This window comes from Rhizobium tumorigenes, from assembly GCF_003240565.2.
GTDB lineage: Bacteria > Pseudomonadota > Alphaproteobacteria > Rhizobiales > Rhizobiaceae > Rhizobium > Rhizobium tumorigenes.
On the sequence record NZ_CP117256.1, the window covers coordinates 578,096 to 602,014 of the forward strand.

The following is a 23,919-nucleotide window of genomic DNA, read 5'->3' on the forward strand; positions in this document are numbered from 1 at the left end:
GGTGCTACTGGGCCGCGACGTTCATCGGCTTGGTGATCGACAGAGGCATCGAGAGAGTCAGGAATACAGCATCCCCCTGCGCGCGGTTCTCGACCGAGAACTCGTGGAAGTACTTGATGCGCGCCGAGATCGGCACTTCGCCCGCCTTGAAGTTCCAGCCAATCGTCGCGCCGATGGCGGTCGCCCTACCCTTGAAGTCGCTCCGCGCGCCGGAGCCGCTGTCGCCCGTGACCTGGTCGTAATAGTATCCGACGAGGCCCGCGTCGAACTCCTTGTTGAAGTGCTGAACGGCGGCCCACTCGAAATGGAACTCGTTGCCCGTGCGGTAGTCGGTGTCCGGGTTTTCGGCGTTGAAGGTCATCCCGACCGTTCCCGACAGATCGAGGCCGATGTTAGGGTCGAGCCATGTCGCCGACCCGAAGACGTCCGCGCCCCAGTGGTGAAAGGCGATGTTCGATATCTCGCCGCGCTGGTAGTCTCCGATGGGAACGTTGACCATGGTGCCGACCTGATAGTGGAAGTTTCCGGCCTCCCAACCGACGAAGGCGCTGACGAGCGGATCGCCGACGGTGAAGACCGTGTCGGTCACCGATCCGGAGGCGCGACCACCCCGCGGCCCCGCCAAGGTCACATCGGCGTCGGTATCTTTCCAGCCGACCGGCAACGTGGCGCTCAGTCCGAGATGACCGCCCGCGACGTCCTCGGGAAGAATCCAGATGACGGTGGGAATTTCGATAGCAGCTTTGCCTTGAACTCCGACGGCTAGCTTACCGCCTGTCGGCAACGCCTTGCCTCCGCCGAGATCGCCAGAATAGTAATAGACGTCATTTTGAAAGAACACGCCCGGCGGCGGCAGGATGGCGGCGGCGGGCCCCTTGGAGCCCAGCAGGTAGAAACCCGCTCCTCCTTCTGCCGCAAACCCATTGGCAGGTGCCAGCATCGCGGTTGCGAGCAGCAGGGCCGCCCCCACCTTGGTCGTAAATACCAAACGCTCTCTCATCTTTTTCCCCAACGCACATTCCGATCGCGGCAGCTTGGCAGAGTCGGCGACCGAGACAAGTACGTTACGGTAAATCCGAGCGTAAATGACACGTTACAACCAGAGCTATGACTTAATTCGAGGCGGCTGAGGCAAGGGCAGGCCGCCCTGTCACTTCGCCCGCCTTAACCAATCCCTGTTCGAGCGACGCGATAACCGTAGACGGGTAACGCCTCCATTGCATCTTCTCGCGTAGTGAGGTTCGGTAATCTGGAAGCATGGCTCTCAGGTAGTCGAGGCTTGCTCCTGCCTGAGGGGATGCCATCTCGCCCAGGGATGCGGCTCTTATCGCGCGCACGACGATATCGCCGCAGTTGATCTGCTCGGAAACCAGCGAGGCATTCGAATAGTCGCCACGATCGTAGGCGTCCAGGGCCAGTACGATCCGAGCGTCACGAGGAACTGCGTCGACGTCCTTTCCAGCCTCTTCGGCAAGCGAAACCGCGGCGTCGCGATATCCGGAGCTGTAGAGAACCCCCGAGAGCTTGGACAGGACATCCGGATTGTCGCGGTTGAGAGCGAGCGCTTGATTGCCAGCAGCTATGGCCGCGTCGGTTTTGCCCGCATAGAACTGCGCCATCATGATCGCCACTTGGGCGCGGTCGGACGCCGGATCGAGCGCGGCGGCTCGGTTCGCCAGCGTCAGCGCCCTGGCGAAGGGGGTGGTCTTGGGATCGCCGCCCTCAGCCGCGACGATGGTTCGGGATAGCACGGCCAGAGCGTCCGGGTTGCCGGGCTGTAGGCTGACAGTCCGCTCCAGGCACGGGAGCGCGCCCCGGATGCCGTTGCGACCGCCCTCGTCAAGCTCGTACTCGGCTTTTAGGACGCAGGTATTGCCCACGACATCCGTCGCGGTGCTGTCGCGCGTTTCGAGTATGTTGATGACGCCGCGCGTACTCGCGAACCTCTTTGCCAACAGCGACACAAGCTCGTCGCGCACGACTGCTTCGCTTCGTCCCCCCACCTCAACGCTATCCACGCCGGACTTCAGCACGCCGCTGCCGTGGTTTCCGACTATCTGCCACCAGACTGTCCGAACGTCGTTGTCCGAATAGTATTTCATATCGATATCGTAGGCGTTGCCAGCCTCGGGAAGTGACGAACGAGATGTCGATCCGGTGCTCATCGCCTTTTGGGACGAGATTGTGAGCGTGCGGAACCGCGACAGAGCTGTGACAAGATAGTCTCCGGTTGCGTCGGCCTCCTTGGCATTGACGTCGTCGGGAGACGAGATAGCCAACATAACCGCAGGACGCACCGTCACGGCAGGTGCCTTGCCGTACAAGAAGGCTCCTGCCGATATGCCTCCGACCATGACAAGTGCCACCGCGCCGACAAGGTAGGCCATTTTGTGTCGGTTTGCTCTGGCGGACGGAAGTCGGCCTTCGTGAACCTCATTGTCGGCAGTCGCCTCAGCCCGACTTTCCGCCGCGTCGATAGAAGGGTCGTCCGCTGGAATGCTTCGGGAGAAAACGGCGAGGTATCGACCGATAGGCAGGCCAATCGATATGCCCGAGGCGTCGCCGAAGGCCTCGTAATACTGATTGAGCACCGAGCGTAGTCGGCTCATCTCGATCCGGACGATCGGGTCGGAGGATGCATCGAAATCAGCGCCGCGTCCAAGCACGTCCAAGGCAATCGTGTAAGCCTTGACTGCCTCGTCGCATCCCTGGAAGCGTCTTTCGGCGAGGTATTTCAGTATGCAACGGGCTCGGTCGGTACCGTGGAAACGGGTATCGGCCAGCAGTCTTTCGAGCTCGGCGCGCCCTTCCGCCTCAGATACATCGCACGCCCCCTGCGATTTCCCTTCAGTGTTCATCGCTGCCCCCGCTACGCAATGTCAAAGCTAAAGTAGACCAGACAAACTTATCGCCCGGATGACAAATGGTTGCAACGGAGAAAGCTAACAAAACCGCAAGAATGGTATCAATCGTTGTTTGCGCGTTCTATTGCGGGACGTCGGAAGGGCGCTCGAGACAGTACTGAATTACGTCGGATTCGATCTCGCTACAGATCGTCTGGTATTCTTTGATCATGGCGGCGTTAGCGCTTCCCGGCTCTCGAAGCATGCGATCGAGCGTGAAGCTCGCATCTTCATAAGCTTCGCACAGGTCGACAAGAGAGTCCGACCTTCCGGTAAGGATTTGCAGCCTTCCGCGAAGCGCGGGCAGTCTCAGCATGAGACGCCAAAGGCCCCGCTTCGCGGAGCCTTCCGGTGCCCTCTCGTCAGCCTCTCCACGTCCCATCACTCCATCCCAGCCCCCGCTCGAGTTCGACGGCATCAGTATATCCTCCTGGCGCTGGGCCGTAAGTACGTTACGGTAACAGAGCGGCTTCGATGACGGCGGATGGCTGCCCAGGGCATTTGTTACGTCCACATTTACCGTTACGTACTCCCGCTAAACGAAGTTTCATGATCTCAATCCCCAATGACAAACGGGGGAACGGAGCATGTATGGATTGAAGGGCTTAGCTGTCGTGGCCGCGGTGTTCGGATTGGCGACAGCCGCGGCCGGGCAGGAGCATCAGGACGTCAACGACGCCAACAACCCGTTGACGCCGAAGATCACCGTCAATCTTCAGGACTATTACGTTCCGAGCTTCGTCGACGTGCCTGGACACCCCCACGCCAACCAGTTCCTGGTTCGAGGCCTCGTTCCGAGCGACCTGTTCGGAGCGCCGCAGCTCTTTCGGTTCACGCTGCCGGTCGCCATCTCGCCCGAAGTGCCACATGGCTACGTTACGGGACTGGGTGACCTGACGCTCATGGACATTTTCATCCTCCCCAAACAGGGCGACATCACCTTCGGGGCGGGTCCGCTGATCGTCGCACCGACCGCGACCGACAAGTCTCTCGGAAACGGCAAATGGCAGGCCGGCGGCGCGGGCATCGTCGTCGCGCCACAGGAGTGGGGGCTGCTCGCGGGACTGGGCACCTACCAGACATCCTTCGCCGGACAGCATGAACGCGAGGACGTCAATCTTCTGACATTCGAGCCGATCGTCAACGTCAATCTTAAGGACGGCTGGTATCTTCGCTCGACGGCGACATGGAACTTCAACCTGGGGAACGGCGCGTCCTATATCCCGGTGGGCTTCGGCGTGGGCAAAGTCTTCCAGTTGGACAAAGGCGTGACCATGAACGCCTTCATAGAGCCCCAGTACACGGTCTGGAACGACGGTTCCGGAGCGCCGCGATGGCAGGTCTTTGCTGGCGTGAACTTTCAGTTCCCGATCCATAGGCCTGCACAATGAAATGGCTCATGGCGTTGTTAATCGCGATGTACGCAGGCGTCGCCACGGCACAAACGCCTACCCAGCCGAAAATCGACGAACTGGTTCGCCTGCTGAACGATCCCGAACTCAGAACGTGGCTGGCGAACAAGGCGGCGGTCAACGCACAACCAGAATCTGCGCCGGCGGAGGCGTCCGGTCTGTCTGCCTGGGAACTGGCGACCCGACATAGAGTCGATACCATCATTGCCGCCCTGCCTCGAATTCCCACCGAAGTCATGGCGGCATCCCGAAAGACACGCGAGGATGCCATATCCCACGGCTACGCCCCGGTGATGCTGATTTTCGCTGTGCTGGTTGCGGTCGGGTCGTTTGCCGAATGGGGCTTCCGATGGATGCGCCGACGGAAGTCCAAGAATGAACCCGACACCGCGAATGCCGCCGTTTCCGAGCTGCTTCCTGTCTTTGTCTTCGCAGCGATGATGGCTATCATATTTTTTGCCATCGAGTGGCCGCCGATCGCACGGATCGTTCTGCTGACCTATCTCATTGCATTCGTCCTCTACCGATGTCTGTCTGTGCTCGCGGGTCTCTCCACCGACAGCAGACCCCGTCTCAGACGCCGCGCACGACTGTTCCTGGCTGCAGCCACCACAGGCGTCGCATCTGCGACCCTTGCCGATCCGCTTGGCGTCGATCCGGCCGTGAGCGAAGCTATCTCCTATTGTTTCAGCCTTGCCCTGCTCGCGATATCCATTGAAGCCGTTTGGGCAACCTTGTTAAAACCACGCGCGACAAAGGTAGCGCTGTCTCTCTATCTCGTGGGCATTTGGGCCCTGTGGTGCCTCGATCTCAAAGGGTTGTTCTGGATCGGGGTCTATTCGTTGACCTTGCCTGTGCTCCTGCGCGGCGTCGGGCGAGCGGCCGCATCCACCCTTTCGCCGAGCAGCGACACCTCTTCGACGGAACTCCGGTCTGTCCTCCTCGTAAGAGGAAGCCGGGCGATTATCATAGGGCTAGCAGTCGCGTGGATCGCGACAGTCTGGCACTTGAACCCCGACTCGCTGGCGCACCAGAATCCGAAACTGACGGCGATCCTCTACGGCTTGGCCAAGAGCGTCGTCGTGCTGCTGATTGCCGACCTACTCTGGCAACTTGCGAAATCTCAGATCGACCGCACGCTCGCCACCACGGTTGACACGGTCGGCGTTCCAGCCGCCGAACTCGCGCGTCGCGGCCGGCTCCTCACGCTGCTTCCGATTTTCCGGAATGTGCTCGCTGTCTTCGTCGGAGTGATGGCAGCGCTCATCGTCCTTTCGGAACTCGGCGTCGAGATTGCGCCGCTTGTCGCGGGCGCGGGCATTTTCGGTGTGGCGCTGGGCTTCGGGTCGCAGACACTGGTGAAGGACGTCATCAGCGGCGTCTTCTATATGCTCGATGACGCATTCCGCGTCGGCGAATACATCCAGGCGAAGAGCTACATGGGGACTGTCGAGGGCTTCAGCCTCCGCTCGGTCCGTCTACGTCATCATCGCGGTCCGGTATTCACGGTTCCCTTCGGCGAGCTGGGCGCGGTCGAGAACATGAGCCGCGACTGGGCGATCGATAAATTCAAGATATCCGTCGGATACGACACCGACATCAACGTCGCCCGTAAGATCGCCAAAGCCATCGGCACGGAGCTTCTGGCCGACCCCGAACTGGGACCACAGTTCATCACGCCGCTCAAGATGAAGGGTGTCGAGTCCTTCGGAGATTATGGCATCGTGCTGAGCTTTGCGATGACGACGGTGCCCGGCCAGCAGACTTCGATACGTCGCAAAGCTTATGCGATGATACGGGAGGCGTTCCGTGCGAACGGCATCGAGTTCGCAACGCCGTCCGTGCAGGTTGGTGGCGAGGAAACGGGCGGCGCAGCGGCCGCCGCGAACATCGTGAGAGCGGCGGAGATCAAGGCACAGGCCGCCGCAGGAGAAAGCTGAAATGACAGCGACCGCCGACGAACAGGATAGCCGCCTGAGGCTGATGCACGGCGGCGCGTTCTACGAATTAATGTCGATGATCGGACTGCGTCCACGTTTCCGGCGGGCTGTCGTCTTCGGGATACTTTGTTGGATAGTGCCGTTCGCGATCGCGCTCGGTTCCGGTAGTGTCGCTTCCTTTTCGGGTGACTGGGGTGTGTGGACGAAGTTTCTCGTCGCGCCCGTCCTCTTGACGCTGACCGAACATCCGATTGGCTTTGCGATCGACGAATGCGTGTCCGTGCTTTTCAGGACGCCGTTGGTTGGGAACCAGTCGATGGATGACGCCCGTAGAGCCTGCATCGACGCCAAGGCCCGGTCTGTCGCACTACTCGCCGAGGTAATATGCCTGCTAATCGCGGCGGCCGCGTCGGTCCTGAATTTTGAACGCTTTCACTCCGGCTTCGCGCCAGAGTGGGCTGTCACCGAGGGAACCTTCACGCTTACGGGAATTTGGTGCGTGTTCGTCAGCAATACGATCTACTGGTTCATCCTATCGCGGCTTGTCTGGAAGCACGTCGTCTGGGCGCGCTTCCTGTCGCGGATCGCGAACTGCCGACTGCGTCTGGCAGTGACCCATCCGGACGGCCACGGCGGTTTGGGCCTGCTCGGTGTCTATCCGGCAGGTTACGCGCTATTTACGCTGGCCGTCAGTTCGGTGGTGGCGGCCGGAGTCGGACACGTCATGCAGCGAGAGATCGTAACGCCGACACTGTTCACCGTGGTCTGTGCTGCATGGCTCCTCATCGTGCTGTGCTATTTCGCGTTGCCCTTGGCAGGACTTGCGATCTATATCGCCCGTTTGAAACAGCGGGCGGCTATGCTTTCCATCGTGAAAGCCACGAACTTCGAACGATCCATCGAGCGGTCGCTCCTTGGAGAGAATATCGAGGCCGATGAGGGTGAGACGGAGATGCCCGTATTCCGGGACGTGAAGCCGCTTTATCAGGCTGCGATCAAAACGTCCGCGCTCCTCATCAACAAGGGAAACGTACTTCCCATTCTTGTCCCAGCACTTCTGCCCATGCTCGTCGTCGGGGCGTCATACCTCTCGTACGCGCAACTCGGTCCCATCGTGAAGCGCCTGCTGTTCCTCTGAAGGAGATGTCCACTTTGGCCCGTTGCTTGCACGCCTGCCATTCGCCGTTATCGGGATCGTCACCGGGTGGTTTTTCGCGGACGGATCGTTCCACCAAGACATCGTCCAGATGGGCGTTTCACTGGTTCTCCTTGCAGGGTTCTGCGCCTGCCTGATCTACGCACCTTACGCTCTGGAAAGCCCTCGGTGGAAAGGATCGCGCCGGCGGGTCATGAGGTGGCATTTACGTCCACATTTACCGTAACGTACTTCCGCATGGGACCGATCTCGGCAAGTCTCGCACCCGTTCCACAGGCGTCGTAACGACGCCATGATCGAGAGGGGTCCGACCATGATGAATACCTGGAAAACCGCGGCGACGGCGGCGCTGATGTGCCTTGCCTGCGCCTCGGCCTCGAAGGCCGAAACAATCAGTTACGCAGATGCTGTGACAACGCTCGCCAACGACTGCGGCGCTGACATCCAGAAGCTTTGCAAGGGATTGAACCTGGGCGGCGGGCGCATTGCCGACTGCCTGCAGCAGAACGCCGCCAAGGTCTCGCCGACCTGCAAGTCGACGCTTGCAGGAGTTTCGGCGTCCATTTCGAAACGCGAGGAAGCCCAGGCTGCCTACTCCAAGATTTGCGCTCACGACATGGTGCAGCATTGCCCGGGGGTGAAGGGAGACGGCAACATGCTGGCCTGCCTGGTGAAGACCTATCGGATCGTCGGAGCGAAATGCGACGCGGCGATCACCGATGCGGGCTGGCGCTGACATGAGGAGAGATCAGATGAACAAGTCCACCCTTTCCCTGCTGGCCGCGGTCGCGATGGCAGCATCGATTGTACCCACCGCAGGCTCCGCGCAGCAGGTCACCGAACAGAGGATCACCTCCAGCCTGGGCAAGCTCACGGGTGCGGCCCCGATTGTCGACGTCGAACTTCTTCGACAGGAAGCGGCGGGGGGCGCGGGCAAGCAGATGTCTGGCCTCCCGAACTGGAGCAAAGTAGCCAAGCTTCCGCAGATGGTCGTTGAGATCGACTTCGTGAACGATAGTGTCGCCATTGAGCCGAAGTCGTACCGCACGCTCGGTCTGATCGCCGACGCGCTGCATCACCCGAACCTGTGGGCCTACAAGTTCCTGATCGTCGGCCACGCCAGCGCGACCGGCGGTGAGAAGCATAACTTCGATCTCAGCGAGAAGCGCGCTGACGCGATAAAGGAAGCATTGGCGACAACCTTTGCTGTTCAGCCAGAGCGTCTTTATTCCGTCGGTGTCGGCGAATATTTCCCCATCGATGCTGCCAAGGCCGAGTCCGCAGACAACAGGCGCGTCCAGCTCTTTAATCTCGGGCTGTTCACCCAGAAGCCATAGTGGCGGGCGGCGGAGGGCTACCTAACGGCCCTCCGTTCTGCGGCGATCACGCAATGCGACAACGAATTTACGTCTGAATTTACCGTAACGTACTTCCACGAGCGCCCATTCCTTGCCTTCTGTTCATCGTCCCGCACCGAGGCGGGTGAAAGGAAGGGAACCGATGAAGGCACGATTTGGCTCGCGGCTTGCCATCCCGACGGCGCTTATGCTGCTCGTCGCGGGAGGCGTACTGGCGAAGGACAGGCCGCCGAAGGAACCGAAAGTGGAGCCTGCGTCTATCGAGGCTCTCAAGAAAATGGGAGACCATCTCCAGTCGCTCCAGAGTTTCACCATCGAGGCCGGCACCACGAGCGAGGTCGTTCTCGACGACGGCCAGAAGCTGGAGATAGGCGGCACGGCGACATACGAGGTCAAGCGACCCGACCACCTGCATATCGATCTCGTCACCGACGTGGTCCACGGCCAACTGATCTACGACGGCAAGACGCTGATCTACGCGTCCCCCGACCAGAAGACCTACGCGCAGGTGCCAGCGCCGCCGACGATCAAGGAGACACTCGAGCGGGCGGCGCAGCGCTATGACCTCCAGTTCCCGCTCGCCGACCTGTTCGCCTGGGGAACCAAGGACGCGCCCATAGACATCATCCGCGAGGGGTTCTTCGTCGGCCACGCGGTCGTGGATGGCAAACAAACAGACCATTGGGCGTTCCGCGGCCCCGATCAGGACGCCGAAATCTGGATTGCCACGGAGGGCAGCCCGCTGCCTCTGAAGATATCGCTCGTCGATCGGCAGGAAGATACCCGACCGCGCATCACGACCGTCCTGCACTGGACCGAGAACCCCGATATTCCCGCGGATGCGTTCGAATACAAGCCGCCGGAAGGCTCGGCCAAGATCGGCTTCGTCGGAGAGGAGACCAAGAAATGAAAAAGCCCGGTTTCTTCGTCAGCGCGCTTCTGGCGACAGCGCTTGTCGTCCCGCAGGTAGCCGAGGCGCGCGGCGGCTTCGGCGGTCGTGTACCGCGCATGAACTTCGGCGGCGGCGGTTTCCACGGTGGCGGCCTCCACGGCGGAGGGTTCAACGGCCCAGGCCATTTCCAACCGCATTATCGCCCGGCTGGCGGCGGAATGCATCCACCACACGGTCCGGCCCCGCATCCATCCGGGCATCATCCGCCAAATGGCGGCGGCCATCCGCATCCCCCTGGCCCCGGACCTGGGCCGCATCCCCCAGGGCCGGGACCGCATCCTCCCGGTCCAGGTCCGCATCCACCCGGGCCTCCCCCTGGCCCACATGGCTGGGGGCCACCACCGCCTCCGGGGCCATACTACCCCGGCTACTGGGGACCGGCTGCCGCCTGGGGTGCCGCGACAGCGACGGCGATCGCGATCGGTACGGTGGTCGCTACGGTGCCGCCCGAATGCACGAACTACGTCGTCAGCGGCATCACCTACAAGGACTGCAGCGGACGTTGGTTCGCGCCGAGGTACAACGGTCACACGGTCGTCTACGTCGCGGTGGCGGACCCTCGGTAAGAGAAACCGCGACATGTGAGGCGGCGCTTGCGCCGCCTCACATGTCGCTCCGGGGCCAGCCAAATACCCACGCGGCCGAGATCGTCTGGAACGCGCGTGCGGACGGGCCTGACGTTATATCCTTCGACGGGATGTTCAACGAAGGCGACAATGCCACTTTCAGGCAGGTAGCGTCCCCCAGCGGACGCGCGGTCATCGTACTGAACAGCGGCGGCGGAAATCTTGTTGCTGGACTGGAGATCGGGCGCGCCATCCGCCTCAAGGGTTTTGCGACCGCCGTTCCGGCGAACGCACTATGCGCTTCCGCGTGCGCCCTCACCTGGCTGGCGGGGTCGCCGCGCCTCCTCGCGGACGACTCGAAACTCGGCTTCCACGCCGCCTATCGGATGATCGACGGCCACGCCTCCGAATACGGCGCTGCGAACGCCCTAGTGGGGGCCTACCTCAACCAGCTGGGGCTGAGCGACAAAGCGGTCGTCTACGTGACCTCAGCGCCTCCTGAGGGCGTTGAGTGGCTAACCGCGGCGACGGCGTCGGACGTCGGTATCGCCTACGAGGCGATCGCTGCGGAAGCCCCGGCGGTATCCGAGCCGAGCATCAAGTTGCCGCGCGACCCGATGTCCGCGACGACCATGTTCTATTCCGCCCTCGCCGCCGCCGACGGAGAGGCCGCCTCCGCGATGGTGGTCCCGGAGAAGCGCGGCAAAGGACCATTCAACGAGCAGTCGATCCACGCGTTCTACGGTGCCATGGCCGTTCCGATGAAGCTGACCGGCACGACGCTGCGGGGAGCCGACGACGTGCGAGCCTCATATGAGTATACCACGGATAAGGGGCGCGCGTGCCGGGGACGCGCAGATGTCCAGACAGTCTATGCCTATGGCAGGACCTTGATATCGAAGATTAAGGCGTTGGACGGCTGTTGATGGCATGCGCCTACCAGCGCCAGCACGCACCCTTTCGCCTCCCCTCAATGTTTCGGCTAGTGATCACTTATGCGAACATCTAGCCTGCCGCCGACCATCATCGACCTCGTTCTCACCCGCATTCGGTCGGGCCGACCTATACATCGAGGACCGGCGGCGGGAGACCTTCCCTACCGGGTCCCCTATGCTGCCTCCACTGCTTCATTCTGGCCGAGCAAGCGGCGGACTTTGCTTTATCTCGCTCGTTCTTTTCGATCAACGCAGAGAACAAGTCTTTGAAGGTCTCCATATGGATGTCGTCGTCGATATTGAACGTAAATTGTCGACCTCCCATCTTAGTAGGAGAAAGTTTCGCCGCCATCTGTCTTGTTTTCGAGAAGTAATGAAATTTCACGGCCTTCTGGCTGTACGATGTCGCACACCAGCAGCCGCCAAACGGGAACTTGCGAGGGGCGCGCAACATTGGAAACTCTCTTTCGGCGGCGGCGAGCATCCCGGACCACAACGTCTGTAGCTCGGGCACATCCAAATCCAACAACTGCCGGCCCAGCCCCAGCGCGGCGGTAACGTCGGACTTCTTGTAAAACGAATTCCTCGTCTTGCCGACGCTGATTTTCACTACGGGTCGTACGCCTGCGGCATCGAGACGCTTGAGCGCTGTATTCAACCTAACATCAAGCATCTCGGCGACCGGATATACGGTGATGTGTTCCGAGGCAAAACGTTCGACATCGGATCGGTAAAATACGCGCTTACCGTCGTGGGCGATGAAAAATTTGATCGCGCCGACGTCAGTGAGGCATCGCAGGCATCGATTGGCGACGCCGAGGATTTTCGCTGCCTCTATCGCCCTGATCTCATCTTGGCCGATTTTATATCGGTCAATTCTGCGGTAGATTTCGCTGTCGCAATTTACTACGAGGCCGCGAAAGCCCAGTTCCGGGCGTGCGAAACTGACCACTTCGACCTTGCCGTTCAAAACGTCGATCGCGAGACGACCACTTCTTTTGTCTCGCGCCATGGCGGTGAACGGCCTGCCTACGCCATAGCGTTGGGTACGGGGAAGTTCGTTGAGCCGACGCAGGATTTCCTCCGCGTCCGCGCGATTGAACCATGGCCCTGGCCTTCCCCTGATGCCCCCTCTGTAAATTCGGACAAAGCCCGGCTGGATCAACGGGACATAGGTTCCGAGGCCGATGATGCTCCGCAACTCGTCTTTATCGATTAGCTTGTCGAGGAATTTCTCCACGATCGGGAGATCGACCTTGGCAAGGCCGCGCCGACGGTTGAGCTTGCGGGCCGGCTCGACAAGGCCGAGTTCCTTCACGATGAATGAAAGTGTATTCACGTCGAGACGTAAAGTCGGAGCGACGACATCCAGTGCGATACGATCCGAGACGACATAATCATCCGTGATCTCGCGAGGTGAACCTTTCAGAGCGGCGTTCGCGGCATGTAGGGCGTCCAGAAGCAACCGATCAATTTTGTTGCGACCCAACTTGATATGCCGATAGGCCCAAGTGAAAATGGTACCGATGTCGCGCTCCAGCTTGTGTGGTGGAACGCAGCTCTTGGCCCATTCGATAAGGGTTCTGGTAAGATGGGCAGGACCAGAGGAAAACGCCTGAAAACCCATCTCCGCTTCTTCTGCGGTAACAGGAGCCGTCACAAGCCATTGCCAGTTCCTAGATAGCAGTCGTCCGATATCGGAAACGGCGTCGATGACGTCGCAAAGTGGAAGAGGATCGAGGGTCGGTACAGCGAATCGGTCCTCGCAGTCGAGACGGCCGAGCACGTAGTGATAGAAGCCGCCGACTCTTAGGTTTCGGGGCATCTGCACCGTGCCCTCGTTGAACACGTCGCTATAGCCTGTCCTGTAGTTCATAATGGGCTCGCCTGAGGCGAGCACGCTTTCGATAGGGAGCCCGTGGTATGGGCAGCGTTCAAACACTGTCAGGTCGAACCAGATGCGACGATGGTCGGACTCGTGGAGGCAAGCACGGCACCAGCGACGACGCGACAGGCTGGCGTCCTCGTTGTTGACTACCTCTCCCCGCAGGAACACGCGGCTGGTTGAGTACTTAGCCTGCCGTGGCTCCACCGTCACGACGGATCGCCTGAGGTGCACCTTTACCGTGTGCGGGAAAGGATATTTCTCGAGGAAAGCAAGGGCATCCGCATGGTTGAGAACCCTGAGGTCGTTCAGTTCGCAGAAGCGGAGCATGTTGTGCTCGCCTTCTTCCTGCACCATGCGACAGAAGAAGCCGAGTGCGGACTCGTCGCGAAAGGGCACCAGGGTCCAGCTATAGAACCCAAAGTGTGGCAAGTGATGCATCATACATATCCCTCGTTGTCGTTGTCGTCTTCATCCGGCTCGACGCTCTTTCCTTCAAGATCGAAGAGCGCTTGACGCATATGATGGGTTTCGATCCTGTCGGCTCCAGCTTCGATTGCCGCATAAGCAGCGGGCCTGACCAGGTTCATCGTCAACGGGATCGATCCGTCGCTGTAATCCAGCAGGTCGTCGTAGAAGGGTTTCCTGGAGAGGCCGGAAAGCCTGAGGAATGGCAATCGTTCGTCGACTGCCATCAAGAACATCGCGTAGAATTCCTTGCCCTTCGCGCTGGTCGGGTCGAAGCTTTTCACCGTTGCGTGCGGAAAGCCCCGGCCTTTGATTTCCTTTCGTCCCGAAATGGCCATACGGACGGAGCGCGGCCCCACCAGGAAGACGTTGCCGATGCGTTTGTCTCCGAAGCCCTTGATAAGCGAGAAGAACGAAGCGGCGGCCGTGCCACCTTTGTTGATCGGCTCGTGCGCGTCATCGATCACGAGCAGCCGCGTTTTGACTTTTGCCATTCGCTCGAGCGCCGCGTTATTAATATCGGCTACCGAGATGTTCGATCTCGGAGGCCGTCCCGTCATCGTCAAAATTTCCCGGGCTGCTGACTTGGCATCCCAGTCCCCTGTGGCGCGCAGGTAGATTGACGGGTAATACTTTTGTCCTTCGCCGTCGTAGGATGGAAATTTTCGCAGGTAGTTCTGGATCAGGCAGGACTTGCCGGTTCGGAATTCGCCGATCAGCCCTCCGATGCTTCCGACGCCGGTGATGCCGAGCTTCGCGTTGCGCATGTGAAATCGGCCGATCATCTTCATGCCAGCGAGAAAGCGCGGGTACTCGTAAACGAGATGTTCGACCATATCGATGCGGACAGGTTCCGGTAACGCGGCGGCGTCTGCCCGTTCCCGGGGTGTGCGGAACGCGGTCGTGTGGATTTTGATCCTGTAGAAATCGGTCGGGTCTTCGTCGTCGGTCATCAGTTCCATCCCTCGTGCCGCCTGCGCAGCGCCTCGACGTCGAAATCTTCGTCGCCGTCGGTGCCTTCGTGGTCGATCCCCGGGTCCGGTGACGCGTGTGGCAGCGCCGTATGCGACTGAGCAACGGCCAAAGGGTCGCTCCGTTGGAGTTCGCCGTGCTCGTCCGCAATCCAGATCATGTCCGGCGTCTCGCCGCCTGGGCGGGGCGCTGCGGTCGGAGACCGATTGACCTCGGGCGGCTCAAAGGGGTTTTCCGGGTCGAGATAGTCCGAGCTGACAGACGCGCTGGTGGTCACGTCCACGACGCGGCCAAGCTCGGTCTTCTCTTTCAGGTCGCTGAACCAGGCAAGAAATTCCTCGCGAGGTCGCTTGGTCTTCATCGCCAGCACCATGTCCTTCTGGTCGTCATCCATGCGGGCCGCGGCACGCTCCAGATCGCTCACGCCCGTGATGGCGGTTTTCATGACGCGGTTGTGATGCTGGATGGCGGCCTCGTGCTGGAGGCGGGTACGGCCGGTCGCGTACTCCCTGTCGGCTTCGCAGATCGGCACGGCGACGACGCTGTTTCGGTCATACGGGTTTTCCACAAAGAGGACAGAGATGTCCGACGGGTCCAGATGCCCCTTGTAATCGACCGTCAGGATTCGCCTGCCCCGTCCCTCTTCGGTTTCCCGTTCGCGGTGCGAAGGGTGAGCGCTGATGGCGAGGAGATCGTCGGACGTGTACATGAGCCAGTTGTGGACAATGGTGTTACCGCCGCGAATGCGAAGACCGTCCGCCTTGGCACCCGCGGTGCGGACCAGTTCGTCATAGATGATGACCGTGCGGTTTTTGACCGTCATGATGCTCTTGTTCCACAGGTCGGTGGAGGTCTCCGCACCCCGCCTGAAGCCACTGAGAGGCCGGGCGTGGACATGCGTGCAGATGAACTGCATGATCTTCGCGTCGAGCTGGTCCATATCGATGTAGGGGACGCCCTTGTTCTTCTCGTCGTCGAAGCGATCCCGGTCCTTCGGACTCTTCTCGACTGACCCCGGCAGGTTGTGGATGACCTGCCGGTCCTGCTTTCCGAAGAACTGCTCGACACCTGCCTTGTCGGTAGGACGGTAGACCCGGGCCTTGAAGACCTTGATCCCCAGGTCGTCGCCCAGCTTCATGACGGCGGCGGAGATGAGCGTGGCGGCGTTGTCGACGATCAGGATGCAGGGATACCCGTACATCGGGTAGAGCCACTTCGGATAACGGCGCATATCCTTGGGGAAGATGCTTCGCTTGAAACCATGCCAAACGGCGTCGAACGACTCGTTGCCGAAGAACACCGCATAGCCGAGCACCGAACCGGTGGCGCGGTCGCGGAAAAGGATAAGCTTCGGACGCCCGTAGACGAACCTGTAGCGGTTGTCGAAGGCGATCACGTTGAGTTCGGCGTAATCGACGTCGACGATGTCGAGACAATTCAACGGCGGGATTCGGGCGGCCCTGTGACGGTAAGCGTTTTTGGCCGCCTCTGGACCCACTTCAAGACGCAGGGCGTCATACCGATTTAAGTCGCCCAGACGGTTATAGAACCAGGTTTTCGACGGGCGCAGATTGCCGTTGCCGTCGACGACCTCGTCATAGAGGTGCCGATGTTCGGGTTCCTTGAGAACCGTGATCAGGAATACCTTGAAGTCGGCGAGAATGGGTCTCTGCGACGACTTCATGATGAGCAGACAGTCCCTGACAAGTTCTTCGAACTCCTTGGTATAATCGCCATCCGTTTTGCCGGTCGATACGGCCTTCACGAAAACGCTCAGGTCGACGGCTGATTGCTTGCGCCAGATATTCCAGTACTTGCGCACCGTCGCCGTCGTCAGCGGTTCCTTATCCTCGATTTCCTCCGCATAGATGGCGATCGCGCGCTCGAACGTGCCGGTCGTCGGAAAATCCTTTCCCTCTTCCCACGCTAAATCAACGGCCGCCTTCACATAGCCGCGGTTGCGTTTAGCTTCTGCCTCCTGCCCAGGCGTCAGCGAGATGGCCGAGCCCGCAAGAAGACCCTTCCTAAAGGCGGTCGGCAACTTGAGGCGGTTTTCCCTGTCCAGCTCCGCCAGTTGCCAGTCCGAAAGCTCGACGAATTCCCCTGAGGTCAGGCTCTGGCAAAGAAGCACTCGTCCGCGTTTCGCGTCGATCCGCGCGGAGACAACGGCGAAGTCGCCGCAGATACGCCTGCTGGGGCTGAGGACTTCGAACCGTGAACTCGCAGGCAGATCGAACGGCTGTGCGGGGCCTTCCCGCTCGCCCGGCGGCGGAATCTCAAGCATGCCCGTCATCGAGGCGACGATACGGTTCGCTCCGGCGATGAGGGCCGAAGGTCTTTGAAAGTAGGTCATCTATATCCTCCGCGGTCGAAATCGAACGTGAACACGGTCTCGTCGCCGATGGGCGCATTCATGTTGAAACTGACCTCTCCCCACGCGGACAGTTGCATGAGCGCCTCGAACGCTTTGTCCACGTCGGGCAGCGATGTCCCCCAAGTCTCGTTGCCTTCGCTGTCGAAATAGGCGTACCGCGACATCGGAATCCGGCTTTCGGCTCGCACCTGCGACAGGGTGGCGACACCCAGCCTCATCATCACGTCCCGCACGATCGATTTTTCCTTCGGGATGAGTGACTTGAGATGACGCTCGATCGTCCGCATGTTCGTCATACGGGGCTCGACCCAGATGCTGAGTTCGCTCATCACGCCGTAACCGGCATTCAACTGATCCCGGAACTCCCGCTTCAGGATATCGAGCTTCCGCTCCTTGAAACGCGTCCTCGACAGGAAAGCGGTCGACATGACATCGATGTAGACGATACGGCCCTGGTTCTCGCCGCGAAGTGGGCGATACATCACGCCTAACTGCGGGATATGAGACCTCTTTTTCGGGAAGCCGTCTTCGTAGGTTGTGTCGTATCCCAACCTGGTCGGATAACTGGAGATGCGTTCGATGCGGGGATTGGTCTCAAAATGCGTCCAGGCGTCGGCGGTCAACATCCCGAGCACCGAGACTGGGCTGTAGGTGGTTTTGAAACTCCAGATGCTCCCGAGCATCAACCCCGACCTGACGGTCCTCGGAAGCTTCTTTAGCGGCTGGTGATCTTTTTCAAACCCTGTCCTCAACGTGGACGCCTCCGGGACACTCCCTCCCTCCACGCCTCGATGGGAGTGATCGAGAGCTGTCCGTCAGGCGAACGAAGCGCCGCCTGCACACGGGCAGTCAGTACTACCTCCAGGTCGTGAAGGACGATGCTTAGAACTTCGGCCTGCTCGGGAGTGAGCGGCTCGGCCTCGCGGATATGCTTCTTGTAGATAAACATGGCACAGTACTCCATCCGGCGGCACGACGGCCGCGGCGCGAATTGGGAAAAGCGGCTGACGGCGTCAGCGACCTATTCGGTTATTCGTGGGGAGAACCATTGACGTCGCTCCGGAGCTGTTGACAGGCATAGCTAGATCGCGCCGCATTGCGGCCGAGATCATATTCGCGATATGCTGATGCTCCGGGTCATATGCTGTACTCGTACATGTTCCGTTTGGATGGAGCGGAACATAGAGAGAACATAACGACGCGTCAACGGGCCCCGGGAAAATTTCCCGGGCGTGCTGAGCGGCCCGCCGAAATCAACGCCTCGTTAACCTCTATCGGTTATAACGGGGATGCTAGTGTTGATTTGGTGGGGCTGCTTCGGCGGCCCTTTCCTATTTCTGGCAGCGCGTTCGCCCCGCCTTTCGCCTCCCTTCTCGCTGTTGAACTTGCGTATAGGGAGCGCCAATCCTCTTAAGGATTTCTAAACGTGATCGCCTTCAGGTGGTTTCCTGTAAAAACGCAACCCGCGACAGCCTGCGAGCAACTCACGCAGAGGTTAACGGTTTTTCCGAGTTCCATGTCGCCCAGGCAGTGACGGCCGATCGCGCGTCGCCTCTCGACAGAACGTTGACGGTCGATGATGTCTTCCGTTTCACAATCGTTAATTCCCGACGATCGCGGGCGACTTTCAGACAGCTGACCTGAGCGCTGCGAAGTGGACCGGATCATGCGCATTCACGCCATCAAGGATAGACCTCACGGCAGCACGAGCCTCAGCCAAGTCGGGCAGCTTCATCCCTCCCGCCCGGCTAAGCGTATGCGAGTAGAAGTGCATGAACTTGCGGGCGCGCTCGCAGTCGACCGCATCCGTGATGACCAGAGGAAGTTTCTGGTCGATACCGCTGAATTCGAAGAACTTGAACGCCAGGTATCCTTCCATGAAGCGCCGCGCCATGTTGCCGAGGTTGAATATTACCAGGGCGTCATCGGTCGGTGCATCGGCGTAGGCGGCGAGCTGGTGGTACAGGAAAAGGTATTCGGACCTGAACTGAAGAATCGACTTCGGGCACTCCACCAAGCGGGAACTCAGGACTTCGGCGGCATCGATACGCTCTACCATATAAGCGGCGGATAGCGCTTTCGGCTTGCGGTTGGCCATCCAATCCCAGGTGAGATGGAAGAACTCATAGTTATGGGTCGAGATAAAAACCTGTTTCGCGAGACAGGAATACTTCGGTGTGGCGTCTTCGTCGTATTTGAGAAACGTGCTCTTGATGAAGGCGTTGATGTGCAGCAGGTGATGGGAGTCGAGGCTGGATATCGGATCGTCGATGTAGACGATGGTGTTCTGGAGGTCGTTGCCGTTCTCCAAAAGCTTAGTGATGAAATAGCAGAAGGCGATGGCTGTGCGTTCCCCTTCGCTGAGGTTCTTCGCCGGCCGGTTCGAGCGCATCAGCGTGAACTTGTCTCCGCCAGTCACCTCGACCTGGACGTCTTCCTTGCCGAAGAAGCGGCGTAGGACGTCGTTGATCGCCTCCGCACCCTTCGTAGACTCCGACAGCTCCGCCTGCAGGTCTACAATTTCCGACCGCAGCCGTGCCGCCAATGCCCCGGCGGAGTCGCCTGCGGTAGTAGCTTCCTGGATTTCCCGCTCCAGCCTGTAGACGTCGATCCGGCGCATCGCCTCGGCGACATAATGTTTTTTCAAGATTTCGAGGGCGGCCGCTTTCGCCGACCTGAACTCCCGCGTCCGGGCGTTGTTGACATCCACCAGTCTCTGAAACCGCTCTCCGGACGCGACGACGTCTTCGAGCGGCGGCTCGCGGGCCGGAGCAGCGATGACGTCGAAGGGACTGGCTTCTTTTCTGTCCAGACTGGAGATCAACTCCTCGAGCGCCCCGTTGAAAGCTTCGCGCGCGTCCTGGAACGCTTTGACTGCTTCTGCATGCTCGGCATGGATGTCGCCGTAAAACTGCCCTTTCGCGTAGATGCCGCCGATTGATGGCAGCTTACGGCGGTTCAGGGCCTCGATCGCCTTTGCGATCCGCGTCTTCAGTTCTGCGAAAGCCGAGGAGAAATGGGCATTCAGCGCCGCGATACGGTCGACAGGAATTACGCCTTCGCAGAACTCGCACCGCGTCGTGTAGCGGTGGAGAGGCAGCCCCCGTTCCACCCAGCTTCCGACATCGGAATGTTCGGCGAGCCGCGGGATGGTAGCCGCCGAACCGATCTGCTCGGTGAGCACCGCGAGACCGGTTCTCCAGAGGTCATCGATTGAACTTGCATCGGCGGCAAATCGAGTGAGTTCGTCTTTCTGCTCGGCGGAGACCTTCTCCCGTTCGGCCTTGAAGACCTCGTCGGCCAACGCGGCCGGAAGGACTCCGTTCCACGCGGCGGTTATCTGCTTGACGTGGCGTCGGTCAAGACGGCCGACGGGAAGCTCCTTGACCATCAGGGTTGCCACCTCGCTCTCTGCGGCGGCTATCTCGGCACCGAGGCGGGCGACCTCCCTCTCCGAGAGGCGGTGGGTGTCGAGGGCGGCCGCCAGGTCTTCGTTTCTACCGGCGAGCGCCCTCCGCTTCTCGATGTTTTCTGACCCGAGCAACAGGATCGGATTGAAGCCGTCCTCTTCCTCCCAGAGCAGATGTTCTTTCCTGAAGTCTTCGTTGAACACCCGGACGATCGTAGGATCGACGAAGCCGTGGTCTCTGGTTCTACCGTCCTGGTGGATGAAGGAGAATGTCGCATCCGCGTAGTCTGGGTGAAGGCTGCCGACTTCAAGGCACCGGAACACCCGCGAAAGGGTGGTCTTACCGCTGTAGTTCCAGCCATAGACTAGGTTGAACGGCGCGAATTCCGGAAGCGCCCCACCCGAGAAGTTTTTGAAGACCCCGAAATCTCGGACGTGAGAGATGCGCTTGAGCATTGCGACTTCCTTTTCCCCACCCGGACCGGTCGCACGCACTGGAAAGATGTGCTGCCGCAGTCCGACACAACCGAGTGATAGAGGGGATCGGTTCGGACAGGAAGGGGCAAATTTGCGGTCGCGCCGAGATCGGCTTTCGGTTCGATAAGAAAGACTTCGCTGATCCCGGAGGTAGCAGCCCCGCGTTAACCTTTGGGACCCCTTGAAGACGCCGTGGAGTCGTTCCATCGTGGTGGAGTCTTGGGCCACCATCAAGCGGGTGAGGACGACGCTGGCTTCGGCATCGACTCGGCTTAACGATGTCTTAACTTCGGTTAACTGCTTGGCCCTGGCAAAAGTTAACGCCGGGGACGGAAACCGGCCATCAAAAAAAATTACGAAAAAACCGAAAAAAATCGCTTCCGTCAGTCGTTTTTCGAAAATTAGTCGGCGAAGGCTCCTGTCTTCTAATTAGAGGCTGAAAATGTGATTCTCGCTGCGCCGAGACCTAAAGTCTTTCAAGATCGCCCCTGGATTGCGAAAATCCCAAAAATTTCAATTTTAAGTAGGAGCGTAAAAGGAACTTCGGGAAACGTAAAAGGGAATGCGGGAAATTTCAATCCTCGGCTTGCCGTGCAGACGCACATATAGCGCAGGTATGGCGAAATCCTCTGCCGGCCACACCGGCGCCGGATCGGCCAGAACCCGGTCGATAGCATAGGTCTTCAGAATATCCAGCGCCTTGGCTGACGCCCAGCTCTTGTGCCGCGCCTCGATGACGATCGGTGCGTCATATGTTTTCCGCATAACCTCAAACGCTGTATCAAGCACGTCGGCATTAAACGCCAATGACGGTGGCAGCTGGCAGAGCAGCGGGCCTTGCTTGTCTGCGAGGGGTGCGATATCCGCGAGAAAAGTGCCAAACGGCTGAGCTATGTCCTTCATCGCTCGGGTGTGGCTGATCTCTTTGGGAAGTTTTACCGAAAACCTAAAGCTGTCCGGCACCGACTCCGCCCATCGCGCGAAGGTTGAAGTCTTGTGCCGGCGGTAGAAGGTCGAATTCACCTCGACGCCGCCAAAGACCGACGCATATCGACTTAGGCCACTTCCCTCTTGCGCAAACCGGTCAGCCACTGCTTTAGGAATTGACCAGGCGGCGGTGGCGATGATTGGCAAATCGACGTCCTTCCAGCTTGCAAGCTTCTGAATGGAATGAAGTGGTTGAGAGGTGGCTCGGTTTGTCTGAACAGTTTCGGGTGTTTTGCTAAGTGGATTTCCGCCTCGATTATGCCGCCACCATCATTGGTGACAGCGCGTTGAAGTAGGCCTGATCCGGGGTCTGCCGGTCAAGGGATGAATGTGGGCGTCGGCTGTTGTAAAAGGTCAGATATCGGCCAATGCCGCCGCGAGCCTCAGACACGGTCTTGTAGGCGTGGAGATAGACTTCCTCGTATTTGATCGAACGCCAGAGCCGGTCGACGAAGACGTTGTCCCGCCACGCACCCTGCCATCCATCGAGATGGCAATTTCCGCCTTCTTCAGCACCGCTGTGAAGTCCATCGAGGTGAACTGCGAGCCTTGGTCCGTATTGAATATGTCGGGTTTGCCATAACGGGCCAGCGCTTCCTCGACCGCTTCGATGCAGAAGTCCGCCTCCATCGTGATTGACAGCCGCCACGACAGAACCCTCCGGCTGAACCAGTCGACGACGGCGCAGAGATAGACGAAGCCGCGAGCCATTGGGATATATGTCAGGTCCATCGCCCAGACCTGGTTGGGTCTGGTGACTGCCAGCTTGCGCAGGAGATAGGGATAGATTTTGTGCCCAGGCGCTGGTTTGGAGGTGTTTGGGCGGCGGTATATCGCCTCGATGCCCATCTTCTTCATCAGCGTAGCGACGTGAAGCCGCCCGGCATTCAGCCCTTCTCCTCTCAAAAGCCATTGCAACATCCGACTTCCGGCAAACGGGTAGTCGAGATGCAGTTGGTCGATCCGGCGCATCAGGGCAAGATCGCCGTCAGGCACTGGACGAGGCAGATAATAGACACTCCCTCGGCTGAAGCCGAGTAGCTTGGCCTGGCGCACGACGGATAGCTTATGCTGGCGGTCGATCATTTTTTTCCGCCCAGCAATCCCGCCTTGCCGAGCGCTCCGGCTAAAAAATCGTTTTCCAGCGTCAGCTCCCCGATTTTGGCATGCAGTGTTTTGACGTCCACAGTTGGGCCTGCCGGTTCCGTCTTCGCTTCATCACCGAAAACGCCTGTTGCCCCCTCAAGGAGCTGCTCTTTCCATTGCTTGATCTGGTTGGCGTGCACGTCAAACTGCTGGGACAACTCCACCAGCGTCTGTTCGCCCCGGATGGCGGCAAGTGCCACCTTCGCCTTGAAAGCCGGGCTATGGTTCCGGCGCGGTCGTCTTGTCATGGTATCTCCTGTTCCCGGCATCTAAGCCGAAGTCAGGCAGAAATTCCACTTATCCCCGCTGTGCAGATTTCCCGAGCCACCTCTCAGCGCCATCGTCCATTGGAACACCGTTTATCTCAGCCGGGCCACGACCCACCTGCGGCAGCAGGGCCGGGATATTCCTGACAAGCTGCTGAAACACGTCTCGCCACTCAGTTGGGAACACATAAATCTTACTGGCATCTATTCGTGGGACGCCGAGCAGCAGATGCCTGAAGGCTTCAGGCCACTCCGGCTTCCCGGCCGTCTTCTTCGCGCTGCGTGATGTTCACGGTTCGTAAGACCTTAGCGTACGATCTTGCACTGCTCTTGTTCCGACCCCTAAGGTAACAACGTAATAAATCGGGCCACCACCGACCATGACTTGCCACCCATCATCTCGCTCCAGGCCTAGCAAGGTGTGCTCTTGGCCGTTGAGCTTTGAAAGCCAATTCAGCGTCACAATTTCATCTGCATCGGATACCCCAATGTCTAGATTTTGCACACCCTCTCTCTTATCTACCGTTAATTGCATAACCGACCTTGGAGTTGTTATCATCGGTCCATCGATGTCGATAACGGTGAGTTGACTCAGTCCCACCTGTTCGACCATCGACCGAATTGCGCCATTCGTCCCACAGTCGGCGCAGGGTGCCCTTTACAAGCATAGCGTCAGATTTTGCCCCGGCAGCGATCGCCAAGCTCATCCTAAT

The 23,919-nt window shown here is 59.5% G+C and carries 18 protein-coding genes and 2 pseudogenes; 9 read left to right on the top strand and 11 right to left on the bottom strand.

Translation table 11 applies throughout. The annotated features are described in order from the left end of the window. Positions 1-4: 4 nt before the first annotated feature. Positions 5-1,000, bottom strand: coding sequence for a SphA family protein (locus tag PR017_RS20475; protein WP_111221367.1), 996 nt, complete (start codon positions 998-1,000; stop codon positions 5-7). 112 nt (positions 1,001-1,112) lie between these two features. Continuing rightward, positions 1,113-2,858: a tetratricopeptide repeat protein gene (locus PR017_RS20480; RefSeq protein ID WP_111221368.1), complete on the bottom strand. Its 1,746-nt coding sequence runs from the start codon at positions 2,856-2,858 to the stop codon at positions 1,113-1,115. A 632-nt stretch (positions 2,859-3,490) separates the two neighbouring features. Between PR017_RS20480 and PR017_RS20490 the strand changes: the two genes are divergently transcribed. The 8 genes from PR017_RS20490 to PR017_RS20525 all read left to right on the top strand — a co-directional run bounded on the left by PR017_RS20490 (position 3,491) and on the right by PR017_RS20525 (position 11,213). Beyond that, entirely contained in the window at positions 3,491-4,294 is an 804-nt protein-coding gene (locus tag PR017_RS20490) for a hypothetical protein (RefSeq protein WP_111221369.1), read from the top strand. Next, positions 4,291-6,255, top strand: a complete 1,965-nt coding sequence (locus PR017_RS20495) for a mechanosensitive ion channel family protein (protein ID WP_111221370.1) — start codon at positions 4,291-4,293, stop codon at positions 6,253-6,255. Before PR017_RS20490 ends, PR017_RS20495 begins: the two co-directional genes overlap by 4 nt. A 1-nt stretch (position 6,256) precedes the next feature. Continuing rightward, positions 6,257-7,393 (top strand): hypothetical protein, encoded by a 1,137-nt coding sequence (locus PR017_RS20500; RefSeq protein WP_240539063.1) that lies wholly within the window; start codon positions 6,257-6,259, stop codon positions 7,391-7,393. Positions 7,394-7,724: 331 nt separating this feature from the next. Then, entirely contained in the window at positions 7,725-8,147 is a 423-nt protein-coding gene (locus PR017_RS20505; protein WP_423228409.1) for a hypothetical protein, read from the top strand. 16 nt (positions 8,148-8,163) lie between these two features. Then, the gene (locus PR017_RS20510) at positions 8,164-8,748 is read left to right on the top strand and encodes an OmpA family protein (protein ID WP_423228410.1); all 585 of its coding nucleotides are present in this window, start codon (positions 8,164-8,166) and stop codon (positions 8,746-8,748) included. A gap of 163 nt (positions 8,749-8,911) precedes the next feature. Further along, positions 8,912-9,679 (top strand): DUF2092 domain-containing protein, encoded by a 768-nt coding sequence (locus PR017_RS20515; protein WP_111221373.1) that lies wholly within the window; start codon positions 8,912-8,914, stop codon positions 9,677-9,679. Then, positions 9,676-10,287, top strand: coding sequence for a hypothetical protein (locus PR017_RS20520; protein WP_154677475.1), 612 nt, complete (start codon positions 9,676-9,678; stop codon positions 10,285-10,287). The genes PR017_RS20515 and PR017_RS20520 overlap by 4 nt, the downstream gene beginning before the upstream one ends. 41 nt (positions 10,288-10,328) lie before the next feature. Next, a complete protein-coding gene (locus tag PR017_RS20525) occupies positions 10,329-11,213 on the top strand; it encodes a COG3904 family protein (protein ID WP_206423202.1) in 885 nt (294 codons plus the stop codon). 136 nt (positions 11,214-11,349) lie between these two features. Here the strand turns inward: PR017_RS20525 and PR017_RS20530 are convergent, their stop codons facing one another. The 8 genes and pseudogenes from PR017_RS20530 to PR017_RS20565 all read right to left on the bottom strand — a co-directional run bounded on the left by PR017_RS20530 (position 11,350) and on the right by PR017_RS20565 (position 23,188). Then, positions 11,350-13,551 carry a MerR family transcriptional regulator gene (locus tag PR017_RS20530; RefSeq protein WP_111221374.1) on the bottom strand — a complete coding sequence of 734 codons (2,202 nt, stop codon included), beginning with the start codon at positions 13,549-13,551 and terminating at the stop codon, positions 11,350-11,352. Further along, a complete protein-coding gene (locus PR017_RS20535) occupies positions 13,548-14,528 on the bottom strand; it encodes a TniB family NTP-binding protein (RefSeq protein WP_161959357.1) in 981 nt (326 codons plus the stop codon). Before PR017_RS20535 ends, PR017_RS20530 begins: the two co-directional genes overlap by 4 nt. After that, on the bottom strand, positions 14,528-16,840 hold the full coding sequence (locus PR017_RS20540; RefSeq protein ID WP_279619536.1) for a hypothetical protein: 2,313 nt from the start codon (positions 16,838-16,840) through the stop codon (positions 14,528-14,530). The genes PR017_RS20535 and PR017_RS20540 overlap by 1 nt, the downstream gene beginning before the upstream one ends. Before the next feature lie 56 nt (positions 16,841-16,896). Continuing rightward, on the bottom strand, positions 16,897-17,604 hold the full coding sequence (locus tag PR017_RS20545) for a hypothetical protein (RefSeq protein WP_111221377.1): 708 nt from the start codon (positions 17,602-17,604) through the stop codon (positions 16,897-16,899). Between the two features lie 65 nt (positions 17,605-17,669). Next, positions 17,670-17,870, bottom strand: coding sequence for a hypothetical protein (locus PR017_RS20550; protein ID WP_111221378.1), 201 nt, complete (start codon positions 17,868-17,870; stop codon positions 17,670-17,672). A gap of 678 nt (positions 17,871-18,548) precedes the next feature. Further along, a complete protein-coding gene (locus PR017_RS20555; protein ID WP_161959359.1) occupies positions 18,549-20,786 on the bottom strand; it encodes an AAA family ATPase in 2,238 nt (745 codons plus the stop codon). A gap of 540 nt (positions 20,787-21,326) precedes the next feature. Continuing rightward, a complete protein-coding gene (locus PR017_RS20560) occupies positions 21,327-21,941 on the bottom strand; it encodes a DUF72 domain-containing protein (RefSeq protein ID WP_111221380.1) in 615 nt (204 codons plus the stop codon). Positions 21,942-22,050: 109 nt separating this feature from the next. Next, positions 22,051-23,188: pseudogene (locus PR017_RS20565) on the bottom strand (IS3 family transposase). 82 nt (positions 23,189-23,270) lie between these two features. On the opposite strand from PR017_RS20565, the pseudogene PR017_RS20570 reads away from it, so the two are divergent. Beyond that, positions 23,271-23,492: pseudogene (locus PR017_RS20570) on the top strand (Tn3 family transposase); the annotation flags it as partial. Positions 23,493-23,495: 3 nt separating this feature from the next. On the opposite strand, the gene PR017_RS20575 reads toward PR017_RS20570, so the two are convergent. After that, positions 23,496-23,819, bottom strand: coding sequence for a hypothetical protein (locus PR017_RS20575; RefSeq protein ID WP_111221381.1), 324 nt, complete (start codon positions 23,817-23,819; stop codon positions 23,496-23,498). Between the last annotated feature and the right edge of the window lie 100 nt (positions 23,820-23,919).

Excerpts from the sequence above, each read along its gene's own strand:
- PR017_RS20510 (WP_423228410.1), top strand. The coding sequence starts at position 8,164 with ATGAACAAGTCCACCCTTTCCCTGCTGGCCGCGGTCGCGATGGCAGCA.
- PR017_RS20505 (WP_423228409.1), top strand. The coding sequence starts at position 7,725 with ATGATGAATACCTGGAAAACCGCGGCGACGGCGGCGCTGATGTGCCTT.
- PR017_RS20550 (WP_111221378.1), bottom strand. The coding sequence starts at position 17,870 with ATGTTTATCTACAAGAAGCATATCCGCGAGGCCGAGCCGCTCACTCCC.
- PR017_RS20575 (WP_111221381.1), bottom strand. The coding sequence starts at position 23,819 with ATGGTCGAACAGGTGGGACTGAGTCAACTCACCGTTATCGACATCGAT.
- PR017_RS20480 (WP_111221368.1), bottom strand. The coding sequence starts at position 2,858 with ATGAACACTGAAGGGAAATCGCAGGGGGCGTGCGATGTATCTGAGGCG.
- PR017_RS20515 (WP_111221373.1), top strand. The coding sequence starts at position 8,912 with ATGAAGGCACGATTTGGCTCGCGGCTTGCCATCCCGACGGCGCTTATG.
- PR017_RS20475 (WP_111221367.1), bottom strand. The coding sequence starts at position 1,000 with ATGAGAGAGCGTTTGGTATTTACGACCAAGGTGGGGGCGGCCCTGCTG.
- PR017_RS20525 (WP_206423202.1), top strand. The coding sequence starts at position 10,329 with ATGTCGCTCCGGGGCCAGCCAAATACCCACGCGGCCGAGATCGTCTGG.
- PR017_RS20500 (WP_240539063.1), top strand. The coding sequence starts at position 6,257 with ATGACAGCGACCGCCGACGAACAGGATAGCCGCCTGAGGCTGATGCAC.
- PR017_RS20535 (WP_161959357.1), bottom strand. The coding sequence starts at position 14,528 with ATGACCGACGACGAAGACCCGACCGATTTCTACAGGATCAAAATCCAC.
- PR017_RS20495 (WP_111221370.1), top strand. The coding sequence starts at position 4,291 with ATGAAATGGCTCATGGCGTTGTTAATCGCGATGTACGCAGGCGTCGCC.
- PR017_RS20490 (WP_111221369.1), top strand. The coding sequence starts at position 3,491 with ATGTATGGATTGAAGGGCTTAGCTGTCGTGGCCGCGGTGTTCGGATTG.
- PR017_RS20530 (WP_111221374.1), bottom strand. The coding sequence starts at position 13,551 with ATGATGCATCACTTGCCACACTTTGGGTTCTATAGCTGGACCCTGGTG.
- PR017_RS20545 (WP_111221377.1), bottom strand. The coding sequence starts at position 17,604 with ATGCTCGGGAGCATCTGGAGTTTCAAAACCACCTACAGCCCAGTCTCG.
- PR017_RS20520 (WP_154677475.1), top strand. The coding sequence starts at position 9,676 with ATGAAAAAGCCCGGTTTCTTCGTCAGCGCGCTTCTGGCGACAGCGCTT.
- PR017_RS20555 (WP_161959359.1), bottom strand. The coding sequence starts at position 20,786 with ATGCTCAAGCGCATCTCTCACGTCCGAGATTTCGGGGTCTTCAAAAAC.
- PR017_RS20540 (WP_279619536.1), bottom strand. The coding sequence starts at position 16,840 with ATGACGGGCATGCTTGAGATTCCGCCGCCGGGCGAGCGGGAAGGCCCC.